The organism is Peptoniphilus sp. oral taxon 386 str. F0131, from assembly GCF_000090945.1.
GTDB lineage: Bacteria > Bacillota > Clostridia > Tissierellales > Peptoniphilaceae > Anaerosphaera > Anaerosphaera mikwangii.
In genome coordinates this window covers 522,149-541,316 of the sequence record NZ_GL349422.1, presented here as the reverse complement: position 1 = coordinate 541,316, position 19,168 = coordinate 522,149, and the positions used below count along the sequence as shown (strand labels likewise).

Below are 19,168 nucleotides of genomic sequence, written 5' to 3'. Positions count from 1 at the left end.
TTAAAGCTTCATTTTTTATCTAATTAATCTTCCGGATTTGGTGCTCCTGTTGGGCAAACTGCTGCACAAGAACCACAATCAATACATTGATCCGCATTTATTGAATAGATATCTCCTTCAGAAATACAATCAACCGGACATTCAGGCTTGCATGCTCCACAAGCTATACAACTATCGTTAATTTGATATGCCATAATAGCACCCCCTAAATTTTATACCATTAAGAAATCTTATATCCCAATTAATTACAATCTCTTAATTATTAACTATATATTATCATATTCAAATAATTTTTTCAAATTTTTATTGTAGTTTTTTATAATTTTGATATTATATATCATTAATTTTTTTAAACCCTAAATTCCTTGTATTTTCTATGTTTGAACAAATTAGGTCATACTACTATCAATATAACTATCTTAAAAATGTATATATATTTTTTATAATTTATATATTTTTTTAATTTCCAATAAAAAAGGATTAGAAATAATCTAATCCTCAAAACTTTAAATTACTCTGCGCTATATGGAAGTAAAGCAACTTGTCTTGCACGTTTAATAGCAGTAGTTATTGCTCTTTGGTGCTTAGCACTAAGTCCTGTAATTCTTCTTGGAAGAATCTTTCCTCTTTCGCTTATATAATTTCTTAATAACGCTATATCTTTATAATCGATTTTTTTAGTCTTATCCTTTTCAAATGGATCAACCTTTTTTCTTGGTCTAAATCTTCTTTGCATATTCTACCCTCCTTAAAATGGGATGTCATCATTGTCTATAGGAAAAAATCCATCTACATCATCCGATTCACTAACTGAACCAAAATTATTAGAAGGCTTGTTGAAATTATTAGAATAAGCTGAATTTACAGGTTGATTATTTGAAGCCGGTGATTGATTAAACGCCGGTCTTTGCATTTGTTGTCCCTGTTGAGCAGTATCTAAAAATTCCATAGTATCTACCATTACATCAGTAGTATAAACTGTATGACCATCTCTCTCATAGCTTCCTGTTTGAATACGTCCTTGTACCCCAATTCTTCTGCCTTTTTGTAAATAGTTAGCAATTAATTCCGCTGTTTTATTCCATGCAATACAACTTACAAAATCAGCTGTTTGCTGATTATTTGATTCCGCCTCAATGCGTTTTTCTTTAGAAAGTCTTCTATCAACCGCCAAAGTAAATCTAACTACCGCCGCTCCATTTGGAGTATATCTAAGTTCCGGATCTCTTGTAAGTCTTCCTGTTAAACATACAATATTCATTTAATCACCTACTTATCAAGTCTGACAACCATGTGTCTCATAACTGAGTCAAGAATTTTTGAAACTCTGTCAAATTCTTTTACAGTTTCAGGTACTGCTTCAAATTCTACAAGATAGTAATAAGCTTCCTTATAGTATTCAATTTCATAAGCTAACTTTCTCATTCCCCATTCATCAACGTTAGAAATAGTTCCATTTTCTTCAATAATACCCTTAAGTCTTTCAAAGCTTGAAACTCTTCTTTCTTCCTCTACATCTGGGTAGAACATAACTATTGCTTCATATTTGTTCATTTTATTCACCTCCCTGTGGACTATCGGCTCATTTAAACATGAGCAAGGATTCAATATGAATCTAAAATATTATATATTAAACCTCAAAATACGTCAACTAAAAATTACTTTTTAGAAATTTTCTGATATAATTTATTGTGTTATATAACAAAAAGGAGATATTTATGAAAAGACTTCTTATAATTTTTATACTTGCAATTACAGTAGCATGCAATAAAAATCCAAATACATACAACAATGAAACAGCACAGCAAAAAATTTTAGAAAAAAATTATATCAAAAGTACAATTGACTATAATAAAAATGGAATAGATGATTATAGTGATATTTTGATTGGAGCAAAAAAAGATGCCGTAAACCATCCGGAATATGACGGTTCTTATGTAGACGGCGGATATCCACCTGATAATAAGGGAGTATGTACAGACCTTGTATGGAGAGCATTTAAAGAAGCCGGGTATAATTTAAAAGATATGATAGATGCCGATATATCAAGAGATAAATCATACTATCACATAGAAAAACCCGATCCCAATATTGATTTTAGAAGAGTACCCAACTTGGATAAATTTTTTAAAAAATATGCCGTATCTTTAACAACCAACATAAATGATTACGATGCATTTAATCCTGGGGACATAATAACATATCTTGACAAACCGCAACATATAGGTATCGTTTCAGATATCAAAAATAAGGACGGCAGAGCTTATCTAATTCACAATGCAGGCCAAAGCGAAAGAGAAAATGATAATTTAGACTTTGGAAAAATTTCGGGACATTATAGGTTTGATTCAAGCAAAATAAATCCTGAAATTTTAAAACCTTATAACTAAAAAATGGACATGGGAAATGTCCATTTTTTACGATTCTATTTTACTTCACAAATTAAAATTCTTCCGCTTCCGCTAACATTTACTTTTTCACCATTATCTAAAGAAATTGCACTAAACGCACTGAATTTATCTCCCTCAGCAAATAAATTTCCATCATAGTTGAAAACTATTGTAACTTCAGATGTGCCCACTATTTCGACTTCATTTTTCACATCTATACTATACATTTTTCCATCAATACCTTTTTTTATAATAAGGTTAAAATCTCTAACTTTACTATATCCGGCTACACTGTCTGATCCATCAAAATAATAAATTTCATAAGGTTCAATATTTATATCCGCACCATTATTTATAAGCTTTAAATTTCCATCAAGCGGAGTTATATATCGCATATAATCATTATATGGAGTAAATATACTCTCATCTAAATCACAAGTTGCAGATGATATTCTAAAATCAAAATCTTTTTTTGATACATCGGCATCTTCCGGACTTATAAACAATTGTGAAGTAGTTCCTCCCGACCAATTCGTAGTTTTAAATTCTTCTTTTAATATTTTTTTCATAAAACACCTCTAAATAATAGGTAATAATCTAACTGCCAAATTAAAATAAATTATAAGTACAACAGAGTCAATTATAGTAGTAATAACAGCAGACGCCATAATTGCAGGGTCAATGTTTATCTTCTTAGCAAGCATCGGAAGTGCCGCTCCCAAAAATTTTGACAGTACAACTGTTACAAGCATAGTGAGCGAAACTAAAAGTGAAATTCCAAACTCTACTTTAGAAACAAAAATCATCCTCATAAAATTTACAAAGCTTAAGATTCCGCCACAAATAAGCGCAACTCTTATTTCCTTAAAAACTACCTTAAAAGCATCCGACAAATTTATCTCTCCTGTAGCAAGTGCTCTTATTATTACTGTCGAAGACTGCGAACCGGAATTTCCTCCTGTATCTGTAATCATAGGTATAAAAGCGGTAAGAATTAAAAACTGTGCAATAATATAATTATAATTTTCGATAATTCCTGAAGTCAATGTAGCAGAAATCATAAGTACCAGTAGCCATGGAATTCTATTTTTTGCAAGTTCCCAAGTAGACTGATCAAGATACGCATGTTCAGACGGATTGATGGCAGCCATTCTGTGAAAGTCCTCTGTAGCTTCTTCTTCTACAACATCCATTATATCATCAAATGTTATAATTCCACAAAGCCTATATTCACCATCAACTACAGGTAGAGCAATAAATCCATACTTTTTAAACTTATCGGCAACATCTTCTCTGTCATCAAGTGTATTTACACATACAACATCATCAATCATTATATCACTAATTTTTTTATCTTCATCAGATATTACAAGAGTTCTAAGCGATACAAATCCGATCAGCATCTTATATTCATTTTCAACATAACAGGTATAAATAGTTTCCTTATCCATGCCAATCTCTTTTATATGGCTCATTGCATCCCTTACACTCATATCAGGTTTAAAAACAACATACTCTATTGTCATAATAGAGCCTGCTGAATCCTCCGGATAACGCAAAAACTCATTTATTAATTTCCTCTCATTTACAGGAGCATTTGCAAGTACCTTAGTAACAACATTTGCCGGTACCTCCTCAAGAAGGTCAATCATATCGTCAAAGTAAAGCTCATCTACAATTGAATTAAGTTCAGGTTCTGTAATTGAGTTTACAATTCTTACCTGATTATATCTTTCCATATGTGAAAATACTTCTGCGCTGATTTCCTTAGGTAGCATACGAAATATCAAGAGCATATCTTTATCGTCCAAGTCTTCAATTATCTCAGCTATATCAACAACGTTAAGCTCCGTAATACAACTCTTTAATTCCTTTAGCTGCTTTTCTTCTATAAGCTTTCTAAAATAATCTTCATACTCTTTATATTCTTGATAGTCCACAAAATCACCTCTTATGATATCTTATCACAAAAGGTATACATTTTAAAATGCTGCTTCAAAATAAATTTTATGTTTTCCTACATTCAAATTATTTAAAGCTAAAACTTTTTTTACTAAGCTATACTTTTTTTCATCTTAACATTACAGTCGTCAAAATAACAATGAATTTATTTTTGTTAATTTTTCCATATCCTTTTGTATTATTTGTATGCTCAACCTTGATAATTTAATATATATTTTTCAATACTTCTTATCTTTTACATATAAAAAAAACCTTAATAGGTTCTTTTTCTATTTTTTTTGAATAAGATTTAAAATTAATATCTTCCATTTTTTCTGCAAGTCTTATAGAATCTCCTATTTCAGATGCCATAAGATGGCTCTTTATCATGTGTACTCTAACCACTTCTGTTCCTAAAAACGATGCTATTGCAGTTAGGTTTGCAGATGATAAATCTCTATTTTGTCTTCCATCTTCCGTTTCAGGATCAATCTCAAATCCCGCATCTTGAATTATGTTGCATATAAATCTCTTTCTTGATACGCCTAAAAAGGCAAAATATCCCATTTTATGAATTAACTCTATATTTTTTATAAGACATAGATTTTCTCTCTTAGTAAGTCCGAATCCTATACCCGGATCAAGCATAATTCTCTCTTTTTCAATTCCACATTCTTTTGCTCGTTGAAGCGACTTCTCAAAGTATAGTTTCATTACTTCTTCTATTTGCACTGTTTCCATTTCAAGAAGTTCTTTTTCACTGAATATTCCTTCTCCGCCAAATGAAGGGAATATCTTCGAACCCGGATGATTAGGTCTTGCAATTATCGGATTAAACATTACAATAGCTCCGACTTTAGAATTGCCTACCACTTTTGCCATTTCAGGATCGCCTAAAAATCCTGTTATATCATTTATTATATCTGCCCCTGCATCAATTGCAGCTTTTGCAACTTCCACTTTCCATGTGTCTACTGAAATCGGAATGTCTGTAATTTTTTTAAGTTCTTTTATTACAGGAACTATTCTTTCTATTTCATCGTTGACACTTACGGGAGTACTGCCAGGTCTTGTTGACTCTCCTCCGATGTCTATCATCTTAGCACCGTCTTTTATAAGCTCCAAGGCTCTATTAACTGCAAGGTCTTTTCCATACCAAAGTCCGCCGTCTGAAAATGAGTCCGGTGTTACATTTACTATCGCACATAGTATTGTGGAATTTCCACTTGATAATTCTACATTTTTATATCTAAATACTCTTTCCATTTTTACCTCTTATCTTATAAAACTCCTAATATTCTCCACCACGGGAAGTAAAATAATGCAAGAAGTATTAAACTTACTACTGTCATCACACTTCCGAATCTAAACATATACTTGTCAGGATAGTATCCCTTTCCAGCTCCTATCATTACTGTTGCATGATGAAACGGTAATAAGAAATGCACATTTACAATAATATATATCATAAGTGTTATTATTTCCGGTCTATATCCCGAACTTTGTGCTAACGGTATAAGTATAGGCAACACAACCGACATTGTAGCAACTGACGAGCCTATACAGATGTGAAGCACCATTGCAACTATAGCTATTACTATTAAATACTCTGATGTATTTACACTTGGAATTAAAGTCTCAAGCTTACCAAATATCGCATTTGTAACTCCTGCCTGTCCAAATACTTTTCCTATACTGAACACTGTTACTAAAAAAAGTAAGAAATGCGGATTTACAGACTTTAAATCTTCTTTAGATAATATTTTTGCCGCAAACATAATTATTACTGCAAGAAGAGCAACTATCCACGGAGCTATGTGATGCATTGATTCTGTCATCCAAAATGCAATTACAACAAGCATTATTCCTATTCCAAGCTGTTGTTTTGATTTGGAAAGCTCATTATTTTCAAAATTAGATTTTTCAATCATGTTCTCATTAAAATTACTAAGTTCTTTTTTAAATATTATATATGTCAAAAATAAAACTATAACTGATGAGATAATCGATGGTAATGCCATCATTTCAAACCATTTGCCAAAGGTAAGTACGGCTTTTACTTCATCTCCCGAAAAATTAATTGCAGCCTGATTTAATACTATATCTCCACTGCTAAATAACATATATGTCATCGTTATTCCAATAAATCCGTTAAATATCAATGCCTGCTTTGCTTTTTTTTCATCTTCACTTGATTCTTTTAACAAGCTGTTGTAAATAGCTCCGATAATAATTACCCTTGCGAATGCTTGAGGAATTAAAAATACCAAGACTATTCCAAATATATGGAAGTAATAAAATTTTAAACATACTTGATGAGCTTTTTCTAAACAGCTTTTCAAAGTGTTTATGTATAATTCCCGTCTTCATTATACCAACCGATAATAATGTTGATGTCACTATTAAAAACAATGTAGGTGACCATGCAAAATTTATTACATCTACCGCTTTAGTTTTTCCAAAGAAAATAAATGCGGTAAGCAAAATTATGCAAGCTATACTTTTATTCATAGCCTCTGTTGCCCAAGTCGCTACCGTAAATATCAATGCTGAAAGTAATATTCTTTGAAAAATTTCCATATCAAAGGGATTTAATATCCCTATCAAAATTGTTGCCGCAAGTATTGCAAGCAAGCGATAAAATTTTACTTTTTTCATAAAACACCTCCTAAAATTAAATAAAAAAAACACTGAAACAGTGCTCCCGCATAATTTTTAGGCTATAACCAGCGGAAGCGGAGAACTATCGCATGAACTGTCATTTCGTTTCGTGACAACATCCCATCCACGAACACTTAACGTAGTTTCTCCTACTCTGTTGTTTTAAATTAATGTCATCTCATAACATCATATCTCATTTATAACATTATCAGATATCTTTTTATGTCTTCTTTTTATCCACGTCTAATAATACACCTTATTATAGTCGCTTGTCAATTTATATTATTTATAAAAAAGTCATTGACCATATCAGTCAATGACTTCAACCTTCTCTTTTAAAAAAATTATTGCTTCCTCAATCATCTGAGTTGTAAGTTGATGATATGTTTTTTCAAATTTTTCAAAACATATTATCTCCTTATTCTCATACTCACAAACTGCTTTTTTGTAAAAATTTTCCTGTGGAATCGGATTTACCACATCATCATTTTCTCCATTAAACAAAAGTAGAGCCCTGTCTTTTATATCCTCCAAATGTATCATAGGATTCATTTGAAGCATAAAATCGTTTATTCTCATTCTCTCATAGCTTATTTCATCTTCATCCTTAATAAGTTCATTAACAAGAACCTTCCAATCCATACATCCATTGAATATAAGCCCTGCCTTTAGACTCTTTTTAAATGTAAATAAACCTCCTGCCGTCATAGCTCCCATGGAATGTCCGGCAACTATTATATTTTTTTTATCTGCATTTAATTCTTTAACAACATATTCAAATATGCTTGGAAATTCTTCAATATTATGCATTATAACTTCCAATAGATATCTTTTTGTAATATCTAAATCATCATAGTCAAGGCTTCCTCTTTCTCCATGATACTGTGCCTCAGGAAGTATTACCTGATAACCATAATTTGCAAATATTGACGCTCTAAAAATTTGATTTTTAGCACAACTGCTCCATCCATGATAGAAAATTATAGTCTTGTATTTTTTTTCGTCTGTCTTTGGAGTTATTACATATGCCGGAACTTTATCAATATATATTTTTTTAACAGTTGTAAAATTTGATACTAAATATTCCATAGTTCTATACCTCCCAACTTGGCGGAACAATTCCATTTTGTCTTAAAAACTCATTCGCCCTTGAAAATGGCTTTGAGCCAAAAAATCCCCTGTTTGCAGACAGAGGACTCGGATGTGCCCCCGTTATTACAAGATGTCTTTCATTTTTTATGAGAGTTTTTTTTGATTTTGCATGATTTCCCCAAAGTATAAACACAACCGGCTCTTGTTTCTCATCTATAAGCTCAATTACTCTATCTGTAAAAATTTCCCAACCAATTTTAGCATGGCTCATAGGACTGTGTGCTCTTACTGTCAAGGTGGTATTTAAAAGCATTATTCCTTGCTTAGCCCAGTTTATCAAAGAGCCTGTTGTAGGAATTTCTATGCCTAAATCGGAATTTAATTCCTTATATATATTTTGTAATGACGGTGGAAGTTTTACTCCCTCTTTTACAGAAAAACAAAGTCCCTGCGCCTGTCCTACATTATGATATGGATCTTGCCCTAATATCAATACTTTCACATCACTATAAGGCGTATATTTAAAAGCATTAAATATTTCATTTGCAGGCGGAAAAATTTCATAATTCTTATATTCATTTATCAAAAGCTCTCTTAGATTTAAATAATATGGTTTTTTAAATTCTTCTGCCAAAAGACCTTGCCAATCATTTTTGAATATATCTTTCATATACATACCTCAACTATACCATAAATCACTTAAAAATCCTCTATTTAATCCGGGATTTATAAATTTTTCAAGTCCCTTCTTATTCTCATTTTTATAGAAAGCTACAATAGTATCTCCCTTTTCAAATACAGTCTTGCCACGCGGTACCACTGCAGTATTGTCTTTTCTTATTATTCCTCCAATTAATACTCCTTTAGGGATTTCTAATTCCATAAGACTCTTTCCTATCACAGGACTGTTATCTGAAAGCTTTATCTCAGATACTTCAGCTTCTCCGTTAAATGCAAGGTAAATTGAAATTCCTCTATCAAATCTGAGTTTCTTGCTTATTTTATTGCTTGTAATTGTAAGCGGATTTAATACTGCCGTAAAATCCAACCCGTCAAGCAGTTTAGAATAGTTTAATGATGTTGCTTTTACCATAACCTGATTTATAGAGAGCTTTAATGCCATCATACCAAGAACTATATTCAATTCATCATTCTCCGTCAATGTAATAAATACATCACACTGCTCAATTTGACTCTCATCAAAAAATTCTGCTCCGGAAAAATCTTTGTTTATTATAAAAACATTGGACATTTTTCTTCTAAGCTCATCTGCTTTTTTTCTATCTTTTTCAATTATCGTAATGTCATGATCCTGTAATGATGAAGCAAGTTGCTCAGATATTCCTCCGCCGCCTACAATAACAACTCTCTTTCTTTTCTTATTGTAAATTTGAAAATGCTTCATTTTAAAGTTGCTTATATCTTTTGTAAGACCCATTAAATATAAATAGTCTCCCGATTCTATAATTGTATCTCCATTCGGAATTATGAGATTATTTTTTCGTTCTATTGCAACTACAAGTATTGTTGAAAGACTTCCTATATCTTTTATTTTCAATCCTTCAAATGATTTATCAAGTTTTACATTATGACCTACAACTTCAATTTTTCCACGCCCGAAACTGTCCGCCTGATAGTTTATATCACTTTTTAATATTGTTTCAATTTCTTTAACTGTCTCACGTGCAGGATTTACAATATAATCTATACCAAGTGAATCTCTCAAATATAAAAGCTGCTCTACTGAATCAGCCTGATTAATTCTTGCTATTGTATATTTTGCTCCAAGTGTCTTAGCAAGAGTGCTTACTAAAATATTTGTCTTATCGGAATTTGTAGCGGCAACTATAAATTCATACTCCGAAATGTTAAGCGTCATAATAAGTTCACGATTGAGCCCATCACCAAGTAATGTTTTTATATGAGGTGATTTTTCAATTTCAGATAGCGCTTTATTGTCATTGTCTATAATTGTTAATTCATAATTTTCATCAACAAGTGATTTTATAATTTTCTGTCCTACTCTTCCTGCTCCTACAATCAATATTTTCATTTTGTACTTCCTTTAACATATCTATTGCCTATTGAATTTGAACTCAAAAGGGCAAGCATCGTAAATATTTCAAGTCTTCCAAGTAACATAAGCATACAGAATAACATCTTGTATCCTACTCCAAAGAAAAAGAAATTCTTTGTAGGTCCCACAGCGGAAAATCCCGGTCCTACATTTGATAACATAGTTACCACGGAAGATATTGATGTCAAAATATCAACTCCACTTAATGCAACTATTGCACTTGCTGTTATAAATATTATTATATATGCTCCTAAAAAAGACATTATTCCCATGACAATTTCATCATTTAAAATTTTATTGTTCAGTTTAATCGGAATTACCGCCTTTGGGTGTAATACCTTTTGAATTTCTCTTTTTACAAGCTTAAACATTACTACAATTCTTACAACTTTCATCCCTCCTGCAGTAGAACCTGCTGACGATCCGATGAAGTATAACACAAGTAATATATATTTTGAAAAACTTGGCCACATATCATAGTCTGCTGTTGCAAATCCCGAAGTGGATGAAATTGACGTAACTTGAAATAATGAATCTATCATAGATCTTCCAAGTGTTCCATAATTATTACAATACAAATTAAATCCGACAATTATTATTGAAAAAATTATTATTCCATAAAATATTCTAAATTCTTCATCTTGAAAAATACTCTTTATTTTTTTCTTATATAATAAATAATATAATGAGAAATTTGTACCGCAAAATACCATAAACATACTCATTACTATGGGAATGTAATATCCCCAGCTGTTATAATGTGCTACCGATGCAGTCTTCGATGAAAAACCTCCTGTACCTACAACTCCAAGTGTATGGATTATTGCATCAAACGGAGTCATTCCCCCAATCAATAATAGTATAAACAACACAATTGTTATAATCATATATATTGAATATAATCTTTTTGCCGTTTGACTCACCTTTGGCTCGATCTTTCCCGCAACAGGCCCCGGAGATTCAGCCTTAAAAATCTGAAACCCGCCAACGCCAAGTTTTGGAAGCAAGCTTATTGTAAATACAAGTATTCCCATACCTCCAATCCAGTGTGTAATACTTCTCCAAAGCACAACTGAAGGAGCTATTACTTCCACATCTTCTATTACACTCGCCCCTGTCGTTGTAAAACCTGAAACTATTTCAAAAAGACAATCTATATATGTAGGTAATGATTTTGAAATATATAATGGTAATGCTCCAAATATAGATGCAAAAATCCAACCTATAGAAACTATAAACAGACCATCTTTCGGTGATATTCTTCCACTTGATGAAGGTGTTTTTTCCATTATAAACGCAGTTATTAAAATTATTCCTATTGTACATAAAAATGCAGATGTAGCACCATCTTTGATATAAAAACTCAAAATTAAAGGTGGCAACATAAATACTGTTTCTATACGCAAAAGCAAGCTCAGTACCTTAAATATAATTGCGAAGTTCACTTATTAATCCACCTCTTCTATGCTTGGGATAAAAAAATCCCTTCACCTTATCTATTTGATCATGCATAAAGAAAACTATTATTCTGTCTTCCGGAAGCAATATACTGTTACCATTTGGAATTATTACATCATTTTTTCTAACTATTGTAGTTATTAAAACTCCATTAGGCAACTTTAAATCTTTTATAGGAACATTAAGTATATCAAGGTCTTCTCCCAATCTTATTTCAGTAAATTCAGTTTCACCGTCAAGCATTAAACTCACACTTAATGAACCTTCTCCCCTTATTATTTTTAATATCTCACTTGCAGTTATAAATGATGTATTAAAAGCGGCATCTACTCCTAATTTTCCGATTATCTTATTATAATTCGGCCTTGAAATTTTGGCTACAGATTTGTAAACTCCTACCTGTTTTACAGTAAGCGCCATAAGTAAATTTGTTTCATCAAACCCCGTTGTTGCAACAAAAGCATCATATGATTCTACAACCTCTTCTTCAAGCAAGTTATAATCTGTCCCATCTCCGTTTATTATAATTGCATTCGGCAACATTTCTTTCAGTTTTATGCATCTGTTCTTATCTATCTCAATAATAGTGGTTTCTATTCCCGCATCATTTAAAAGAATTCCAAGATATAATCCAAGCTTTCCTCCTCCTAAAATCATAACTCTCTTTACAGATTTATGCTTATTAATTCCCGAGTGTTTTCTGTCAAAATCTTCTATATCTTGACTTGCTCCTGCTATTAAAATAACATCTCCTTCTTTTAAAACAGTTGCACCGTTAGGAATAATAGTATTCCCATTTCGAGTTATTGCAGTTATCAAAAGCCCGTCGAACCCCTTTAAATCCATCAGTCTTCTTCCTACAAAATTTTCATCTGCCCCTATATGAAAATCGACAAGTTTAACACGTCCATCTGCAAAATCATCACTCATCAAAAGATATTTTTTCAAAAGATACTTTTCAATGCTGACTGCTGTTGCATAATCAGGATTTATTATTTCATCTATTCCAAGTTCTGTCATTATAAACTTAATTTGATTATGATACTCAGGATTTCTAACTCTTGCTATAACCTTTTTTATTCCAAGTTTTTTTGAAATTGTACTTATAAGTACATTCGCTTCGTCACTTGTTGTTGTGGCAAGAAGTAAATCATAGCTTTGCATATCAAGTTCTTCTAATATCTCAAAATCAAGCGCATTTGCGTTTACCGTAAGTACATCTAATGAATTGTTTATGTTTTCAATTACCTTTTCATTACTATCGAGCATTGTTACATCACATTTTTCAGAAATAAGTGCCGATGCTAATCTAAAACCGAGTTTGCCGGCACCTGCTATTAAAACTTTCATAATTTTTCCCCTAATTAAAAATATCTATCTATATTTATTTCATAATTGCATTTTAAAATCTTTTCAAACTCAGATTGTATATACAATTTTAATTCATCACATTCCATGTCATTGTGGACTTTATTTCCATCAACAACTATATCTACCCTAAGTACGCCGTTCTCATAGTATAAATCGTGAAATGACCATACTGTAGGATTTTTTTTAACAATGTCTTTTAGCACCCTTGCAAATTTTTCCTCATCTTCAGAATACATTCCAACCGGATCGACATGAATACTTATTATACAATTAAATTCTGCTTCAAGTTCTCTTTCTATCCTATCTATAATACTATGTGCCCTTACAAGAGACATATCATATCTAAGCTCAACATCAAGTGTTATATACGTCTTTTGCGGTCCAAAGTTTACAACTATAATATCATGAACTCCCAATACTTCATCATATTTTTTTACACTATCCTTAATTTTTTTTACTACATTTCTTGGAGCTTCTCCTATTATTTCACTAAGTGTATCTCTTATAAGCTCATATCCTGAATAAATCACAAAAAGACTTATTAATACTCCTACATATCCGTCTACAAGCCAACCTGTCATTTTATGAACAAATATCGAAATTACTACAACACCGGTTATAATTACATCTCCCATAGAATCTTTGGATTGCGCTTTAGCCGGAAGTGAATTTATTTTCTTTGAAATCTCATCATAAAATACTACCATATATAATTTTACCGCAATTGACAATATCATTAAAAATACAGTAGCGGTTGAATATTCTATATGCTTCGGATGAATAATTCTTCCTATTGAAATTCTTATAAATTCAACCCCTGTTACAAAGACAAAAATCGCAACTACAAGTCCGCTTATATATTCAATTCTTCCATGTCCATATGGATGCTTTTCGTCTCCGGGCATAGTTGAAAGCTTCGCTCCTATAATTGTAGATACAGATGAAATACAATCAGTTAAATTATTTATTGCATCTGCAAGTATTGAAAGTGAATTTGTGAACAAAAACAAAATAACTTTTACAATACACAAAAATACATTTGCAAGCATTCCGGCTATAGAAGTCATTACCGATATTTTTAATCTGCTTTCATTTTTTGTTCCATAATTTCCGGCTTTTAATATTTTTTGTACTAACATTTTAACCTCTCCACATAGTTGTAATTATACAATAGAAAATACTCTTAATCAAATATCATAAAGATTTATTCCATATCTATCATAAACTTTTACAATAATATATTATTACTCACTTTTATAATTGAATATTACATAAAAAATAGAAGTCTAAAAACTTCTATTTATATTTTTTTAAAATTTTATTCATAAATATATCCTTACAAATTCCATCCCACCACTGACATTCACAGCACAAACCTATAAAATCATCTTTTGTAATCTTCTCATTCAGCTTATTTATAAGATCCGAATAACAATATTCTCCATTCTCTAATTCTAATATGTTTTTAACTCTATTGTCTATCGGCAAAACTACATCATCGCTTTCACAACTTACTCCTCCGATATTGTGAGGACATGCTTCGCATATATTATCATTTTCAAAAACAATCTCTATCTTTAAATCTTTATCACTTCTAAGATTATCAACTATCTTATTCATATTTTCTACAAAACCGTCACTATATCCTGCTCCCATATAGCTCTGAGTACATAGCAAATGATGTGGTCTAAGTTTAATCATATTATCACCCTCTTAATGATAAAGCATAGAAAAATTTTTTACAACCGGCTTATTAAGTTTATTTTTTAACTCCCATCAATTTTATGCTGCAATTAAAAAAATATGAGTTTTATATCCCATTTCTGTTATAATAAACATATGGGGGGTTTTTATGATTAATAGAATATGTACTTTTTATTTTACGGGAACAAATACCACAAAAAAAGTTGTAAAAAGATTTTCTCGAAGCCTCGGGAAATATCTTTCAATAGATAATTTTTACGACTACAATTTCACAACACCTAAAATGCGTGAAAGTATGCCTGTATTTAAAGATGGTGATATCGTCATTGCAGGTGTGCCTACAATAGCAGGAAGAGTTCCAAATTTACTTCTTCCATATCTAAATACTATTAACGGAAAAGGCGCATTGGGAGTTGCAATTTCTCTATTCGGTAATAGAAATGTAGATGACTGCTTGGTTGAGCTTAGAGATTTAATGGAAAACGGCGGTATAAATGTAATTGGTGGAGGAGCTTTTGTAGCTGAACATTCTTTTTCAAAAATATTAGCTAAGGGTAGACCTGATGAAAAAGATTTTGAAATCGTTGATAACTTTGCAAAAGATGTTGCTGAAAAAATTAAATCTAATAATCTTTCAAAGCCTAATATAATAGGCGAAGTTCCATACAGACCATATTATACACCGAGAGACAGACACGGAAATGGAATTAACTTTGTAAAGATAAAACCTAAAACCGATATGTCCCTTTGTATCGACTGCAAAATTTGTGCAAGAGAATGCCCTCTCGGCTCAATAAATTTTGATAATGTCGAAGAAATTCCCGGCAAGTGTATGAAATGTTGTGCTTGTATTAAAAAATGTCCTACAGGGGCAAAATATTTTGACGACGAAGGATACCTGTTCCATGCAAGAGAACTTGAAGATATGTACCAAAGGCGTGCTGAGCCTGAATATTTTGTTTAGGGTATCCGTATGAAATATTCCTATAATACTAAAATCGGTCCTCTAACTATTTATGAGGACAACGGGTACATAACCGAAATAAATTTTAATAAAACTATGCCCGATGAAAATTATGCAGAAAATGAAACAATAAAAAATTGCTTTGATGAAATTTCAAAATATTTAGATGGCAAACTTAAATATTTTACATTTAAATTTAAACTCTCCGGAACTGATTTTGAAAAAAGTGTTTATAATGCTCTTTTAAAAATTCCTTATGGAGAAGTCAGAAGCTATAAGGATATTGCCATTTATATTAAAAACCCGAAAGCATACAGAGCAGTCGGACTTGCAAACAATAAAAATAAACTTCCGATTGTAGTCCCTTGTCACCGAGTTATAGGTGCAAACGGAAAATTGATAGGCTTTGCAGGTGGACTTGATATCAAAGCAAAATTGCTTGAAATAGAAGGCTACTTAAAGAAGTGATATTATGATGTCAAAAACAGTTTCAGACAGAAGAGATATGATACTGAACGGAGATATTTTTAAAAGTCTTTTAATTTTATCCATGCCCACCATTCTGATGGCTTTTGTTCAATCTCTTATACCTTTGATAGACGGATATTTTTTAAATAATTATGGCGGAGTTTTAGTTGCAGGTGCAGTAAGTTTCTCTCAACCTGTCATAAATATATTGATGGGGCTTTCTCAAGGACTTGGTGTTGCATCTATGGCAATAATAGGTCAATATAACGGACGGGCGGAAATAAAAAAAGTAAAGCATTTTTCGTTACAGATATTGATTTTTTCTTTCGGAATGGGAATTTTAACTACACCGCTCAGTATACTTATAGCATTTTTACTTTCAAAAAATGTAGATCCGCAGGTTGCACCATATATTTATAATTACTTGGCAACCTATTCTTTTGTAATGCCGTTATTATTTTTAGCAGCGATATTTAACGGAATTAAAAATGCAACCGGCCAGCCCGAAGCAACTTTTATTAGAATGATAATACTGCTAATTTTAAAGATAATATTTAATTTCATATATCTTGAAATTTTAACACTCGAAGTTAAAGGTGCCGCACTTGCATCACTATCATCTTATGTAATTATAGGTATATGGATGTTTTATGATTTGTTTATCAAAGAAAGTGAAACAAAATTAAATCTAAAAAGCTATAAATTTGACTATATTGCAATTAGAGAAGTAATAAAAATAGGAATACCTTCAATGTTTGCATCAACATTTGTATTTTTCGGATTCTTTCTAATTAATATGGAAGTGCAATCATACGGAGCAAAAGTTTTAAATGCTTCCGGTATTGCAAGTAATATAAATTCACTGGCATTTACTGTGCCAAGTTCAATTTCTACAACAGTTACAACTATGGTTTCAATGAATATAGGTATTGGCGAATCTAAAAAGGCTAAATCTATAATGTATAAAGCACTAATCGCATCCCTTATAATCGGCGTGATCATAGTCATGATATTTTGGCCTACTGCTCCAAAACTTGTAAAACTGTTCCAAAAAAATAATCCGGATCAAGAAATAATGAAAATTGCAACACATGCACTGAATATTTATACATTCTCCGTATTTCCATTTGCAATTTACATGATAATTCAAGGAACATATATAGGACTCGGAAGAACAAAAGCTCCTCTATTCATGGGAGTACTTAGAATTTGGCTATTTAGATTTTTATTCATACTGGCATTTAAAAAATCTCTTGGTGTAAATGCAGTCTTTTGGGGAAATTTGTTCTCAAATTCCTTAGCTGCAATAGTTTTCTTTATAGCTATTCAGTTTGTATCATGGCAATCGACAATTTTAAAAGAAAATTAAAAAAGGTAGAAATAACTACTAAATTTATTTCTACCTTTTATTTATTTTTGTGATAACTCATTTATAAGCTTTACAAAATTTTCTATTTCATTATTAGTATTTAGTATTTTCACAAGTTTATTATACTATCTCTTACATAGTTAGTCGGTGCTTAATATAAATTCTATAATAAAAGTTTTTAATAAACACTTCTATAAATAAATTTCTTATTCTAAAAAACAAAATCTCAAGAGATTTAATCTTGAGATTTTTGTTTTTCTATCAAATTTCTTTGATTTCTTCAATTTTAATATTTTCTAGGCTTCCATGATGTTTTCCAAACTTCTTGATTATTTGAAAGTCTTTCATAATCATGCCCATTACTTGCTTCCATTATTGGATAGTATGCCCAATGATTTTTTGACAAGTCTGTATAGTTTGTTAATTCCATTGCATGACTATCTACATAATTTTTGTCTGCGTATCTATCTAGCATCTTGTTTACTATTGATACTACTTCCGCTCTGGTTATATATTGATCCGGTTTAAAGCTTCCATCTGAATATCCTGATATCCAACCTTCTGCTCTCACGTTTTCAATACTTTCTTTTGCCCAGTGATTATTTAGTATGTCTGCAAATCCACCTGTTGATTTTTTGCTTGTTATAAACCTTGATGCTACTGTTGCAAATTCTGCTCTGGTTACTGAATTTTCCGGTCTGAATGTTCCGTCCGGATATCCTGCAATTACTCCTACTGATGTTAATTGTCCTATATATTCAGCATACCAGCTGCTTCTTGCCACGTCACTAAATGATAATGGATAGTTATCTCCTACGTGCATCTTTTCTGTTAGTAGTCTTGAGAAGATGGCTGTCATTTCTGCTCTTGTTATGTTTCCTTCCGGTTTAAAACTTCCGTCCGGATATCCCATTACGTATGGGAAGTGATCTTTTTTGTTCAGTTTTGGTGCAGGTGTTACTATCACATTTGAAGAGTCTTTTTCTTTTTTACTGTTTATTACTGTTAGTCCCACTTCACTTTTTTCATAGCCGTATGGTACATAATCTCTTCCATTTGAATCTACTTCTTTTACACTAAAAATATACTTGTTACCTTTTTTATCTTCCAAGTTCTGTTTTGTCCAAGTTACTTTTGTTGTCCCTTCTTTTAGTTCTTTTATTTCTGCGTTTGGTACTTCTTCTAAATTGCCTCCTACTATGTTCCTATATAACTTAAACCAAATTGTTGGATGTATCGCTTTATAGTCTCTCCATATTTTATTTGCAGTTACATCCCCTTTTAAAATTGTTGGTGGTACTATCGGTGATACATAAGTGTTTGTAACTTTTAGCCCTTCTATTGATTTTTTATAGTTGGCCGGTACGTTTTCTTCTTTTGCGTAGTATTCAAATTCATTTCCCTTCGGATCGTGTTTTGCCAAGTTTGTGAAAGTCTTCTTTAGATCATTTCCACTTGCATTTGCAGGTACTATAAATTCATCTACTTTTTCATCGATTTTGTCTGCACCTTCTACGTTGTTCTTTCTCCAAAGCTCTATTGTTACAGTTGGTTTCGGTCCGTTTACCCATACTTTTTCTAATGTCTTTTCTACTACTGTTCCTTGTCCGCCGCTTGTGTTGGTTACTTCTACTGTCTTTTCTTTATCTGCAGCTTTTAGTGTTACTTTTCCG

21 protein-coding genes and 1 riboswitch are annotated in these 19,168 nt (G+C 31.6%); of the genes, 4 read left to right on the top strand and 17 right to left on the bottom strand.

Annotation, left to right across the window (positions count from 1 at the left end):
- Nucleotides 1-23: 23 nt before the first annotated feature.
- From HMPREF0629_RS02570 to rpsF, 4 genes are all read right to left on the bottom strand, one after another.
- Nucleotides 24-194 carry a DUF362 domain-containing protein gene (locus HMPREF0629_RS02570; protein WP_009221816.1) on the bottom strand — a complete coding sequence of 57 codons (171 nt, stop codon included), beginning with the start codon at nucleotides 192-194 and terminating at the stop codon, nucleotides 24-26.
- A gap of 317 nt (nucleotides 195-511) precedes the next feature.
- Complete coding sequence (rpsR, locus tag HMPREF0629_RS02565) at nucleotides 512-736, bottom strand: 30S ribosomal protein S18 (protein ID WP_009221815.1); 225 nt, start codon at nucleotides 734-736, stop codon at nucleotides 512-514.
- 12 nt (nucleotides 737-748) lie between these two features.
- A complete protein-coding gene (locus HMPREF0629_RS02560; RefSeq protein WP_009221814.1) occupies nucleotides 749-1,261 on the bottom strand; it encodes a single-stranded DNA-binding protein in 513 nt (170 codons plus the stop codon).
- Between the two features lie 8 nt (nucleotides 1,262-1,269).
- The gene (rpsF, locus tag HMPREF0629_RS02555) at nucleotides 1,270-1,554 is read right to left on the bottom strand and encodes a 30S ribosomal protein S6 (protein WP_039856499.1); all 285 of its coding nucleotides are present in this window, start codon (nucleotides 1,552-1,554) and stop codon (nucleotides 1,270-1,272) included.
- A gap of 164 nt (nucleotides 1,555-1,718) precedes the next feature.
- Between rpsF and HMPREF0629_RS02550 the strand changes: the two genes are divergently transcribed.
- On the top strand, nucleotides 1,719-2,390 hold the full coding sequence (locus tag HMPREF0629_RS02550; RefSeq protein WP_050747983.1) for a DUF1287 domain-containing protein: 672 nt from the start codon (nucleotides 1,719-1,721) through the stop codon (nucleotides 2,388-2,390).
- Nucleotides 2,391-2,425: 35 nt separating this feature from the next.
- On the opposite strand, the gene HMPREF0629_RS02545 is transcribed toward HMPREF0629_RS02550, so the two are convergent.
- The 12 genes from HMPREF0629_RS02545 to HMPREF0629_RS02495 form a co-directional block, all read right to left on the bottom strand.
- Nucleotides 2,426-2,959, bottom strand: a complete 534-nt coding sequence (locus HMPREF0629_RS02545) for a HutD family protein (protein ID WP_009221811.1) — start codon at nucleotides 2,957-2,959, stop codon at nucleotides 2,426-2,428.
- Between the two features lie 9 nt (nucleotides 2,960-2,968).
- A complete protein-coding gene (gene mgtE / locus HMPREF0629_RS02540) occupies nucleotides 2,969-4,330 on the bottom strand; it encodes a magnesium transporter (RefSeq protein ID WP_009221810.1) in 1,362 nt (453 codons plus the stop codon).
- A 250-nt stretch (nucleotides 4,331-4,580) separates the two neighbouring features.
- Complete coding sequence (locus HMPREF0629_RS02535) at nucleotides 4,581-5,597, bottom strand: dihydropteroate synthase (RefSeq protein WP_009221809.1); 1,017 nt, start codon at nucleotides 5,595-5,597, stop codon at nucleotides 4,581-4,583.
- A 14-nt stretch (nucleotides 5,598-5,611) separates the two neighbouring features.
- Nucleotides 5,612-6,601 (bottom strand): anion permease, encoded by a 990-nt coding sequence (locus HMPREF0629_RS02530; protein WP_176686338.1) that lies wholly within the window; start codon nucleotides 6,599-6,601, stop codon nucleotides 5,612-5,614.
- Complete coding sequence (locus tag HMPREF0629_RS07990) at nucleotides 6,519-6,989, bottom strand: hypothetical protein (protein WP_176686337.1); 471 nt, start codon at nucleotides 6,987-6,989, stop codon at nucleotides 6,519-6,521. The genes HMPREF0629_RS02530 and HMPREF0629_RS07990 overlap by 83 nt, the downstream gene beginning before the upstream one ends.
- Nucleotides 6,990-7,056: 67 nt before the next feature.
- Nucleotides 7,057-7,151, bottom strand: a riboswitch (THF riboswitch).
- Nucleotides 7,152-7,301: 150 nt separating this feature from the next.
- The gene (locus tag HMPREF0629_RS02525; RefSeq protein ID WP_009221807.1) at nucleotides 7,302-8,081 is read right to left on the bottom strand and encodes a S9 family peptidase; all 780 of its coding nucleotides are present in this window, start codon (nucleotides 8,079-8,081) and stop codon (nucleotides 7,302-7,304) included.
- Between the two features lie 4 nt (nucleotides 8,082-8,085).
- Entirely contained in the window at nucleotides 8,086-8,754 is a 669-nt protein-coding gene (locus HMPREF0629_RS02520; RefSeq protein WP_039856497.1) for a uracil-DNA glycosylase, read from the bottom strand.
- 9 nt (nucleotides 8,755-8,763) lie between these two features.
- Nucleotides 8,764-10,137, bottom strand: a complete 1,374-nt coding sequence (gene trkA, locus HMPREF0629_RS02515) for a Trk system potassium transporter TrkA (RefSeq protein ID WP_009221805.1) — start codon at nucleotides 10,135-10,137, stop codon at nucleotides 8,764-8,766.
- Nucleotides 10,134-11,606 (bottom strand): TrkH family potassium uptake protein, encoded by a 1,473-nt coding sequence (locus tag HMPREF0629_RS02510; protein ID WP_036729674.1) that lies wholly within the window; start codon nucleotides 11,604-11,606, stop codon nucleotides 10,134-10,136. Before HMPREF0629_RS02510 ends, trkA (HMPREF0629_RS02515) begins: the two co-directional genes overlap by 4 nt.
- Nucleotides 11,584-12,969: a Trk system potassium transporter TrkA gene (gene trkA / locus HMPREF0629_RS02505; RefSeq protein ID WP_009221803.1), complete on the bottom strand. Its 1,386-nt coding sequence runs from the start codon at nucleotides 12,967-12,969 to the stop codon at nucleotides 11,584-11,586. Before trkA (HMPREF0629_RS02505) ends, HMPREF0629_RS02510 begins: the two co-directional genes overlap by 23 nt.
- Before the next feature lie 14 nt (nucleotides 12,970-12,983).
- Nucleotides 12,984-14,129, bottom strand: coding sequence for a cation diffusion facilitator family transporter (locus tag HMPREF0629_RS02500; protein ID WP_009221802.1), 1,146 nt, complete (start codon nucleotides 14,127-14,129; stop codon nucleotides 12,984-12,986).
- A 157-nt stretch (nucleotides 14,130-14,286) separates the two neighbouring features.
- Nucleotides 14,287-14,691: a DUF1284 domain-containing protein gene (locus HMPREF0629_RS02495; protein WP_009221801.1), complete on the bottom strand. Its 405-nt coding sequence runs from the start codon at nucleotides 14,689-14,691 to the stop codon at nucleotides 14,287-14,289.
- 151 nt (nucleotides 14,692-14,842) lie between these two features.
- Between HMPREF0629_RS02495 and HMPREF0629_RS02490 the strand changes: the two genes are divergently transcribed.
- The 3 genes from HMPREF0629_RS02490 to HMPREF0629_RS02480 are packed head-to-tail and all read left to right on the top strand — an operon-like array spanning nucleotide 14,843 to nucleotide 17,495.
- The gene (locus HMPREF0629_RS02490; RefSeq protein ID WP_009221800.1) at nucleotides 14,843-15,658 is read left to right on the top strand and encodes an EFR1 family ferrodoxin; all 816 of its coding nucleotides are present in this window, start codon (nucleotides 14,843-14,845) and stop codon (nucleotides 15,656-15,658) included.
- A gap of 9 nt (nucleotides 15,659-15,667) precedes the next feature.
- On the top strand, nucleotides 15,668-16,126 hold the full coding sequence (locus HMPREF0629_RS08170) for a methylated-DNA--[protein]-cysteine S-methyltransferase (protein WP_009221799.1): 459 nt from the start codon (nucleotides 15,668-15,670) through the stop codon (nucleotides 16,124-16,126).
- Nucleotides 16,127-16,130: 4 nt separating this feature from the next.
- Entirely contained in the window at nucleotides 16,131-17,495 is a 1,365-nt protein-coding gene (locus HMPREF0629_RS02480) for an MATE family efflux transporter (protein WP_009221798.1), read from the top strand.
- 286 nt (nucleotides 17,496-17,781) lie between these two features.
- Here HMPREF0629_RS02480 and HMPREF0629_RS07985 read toward each other — a convergent pair.
- Nucleotides 17,782-19,168, bottom strand: a 1,387-nt coding sequence (locus HMPREF0629_RS07985; protein WP_039856493.1) for an S-layer homology domain-containing protein, incomplete at its 5' end; no start/stop codon positions are given.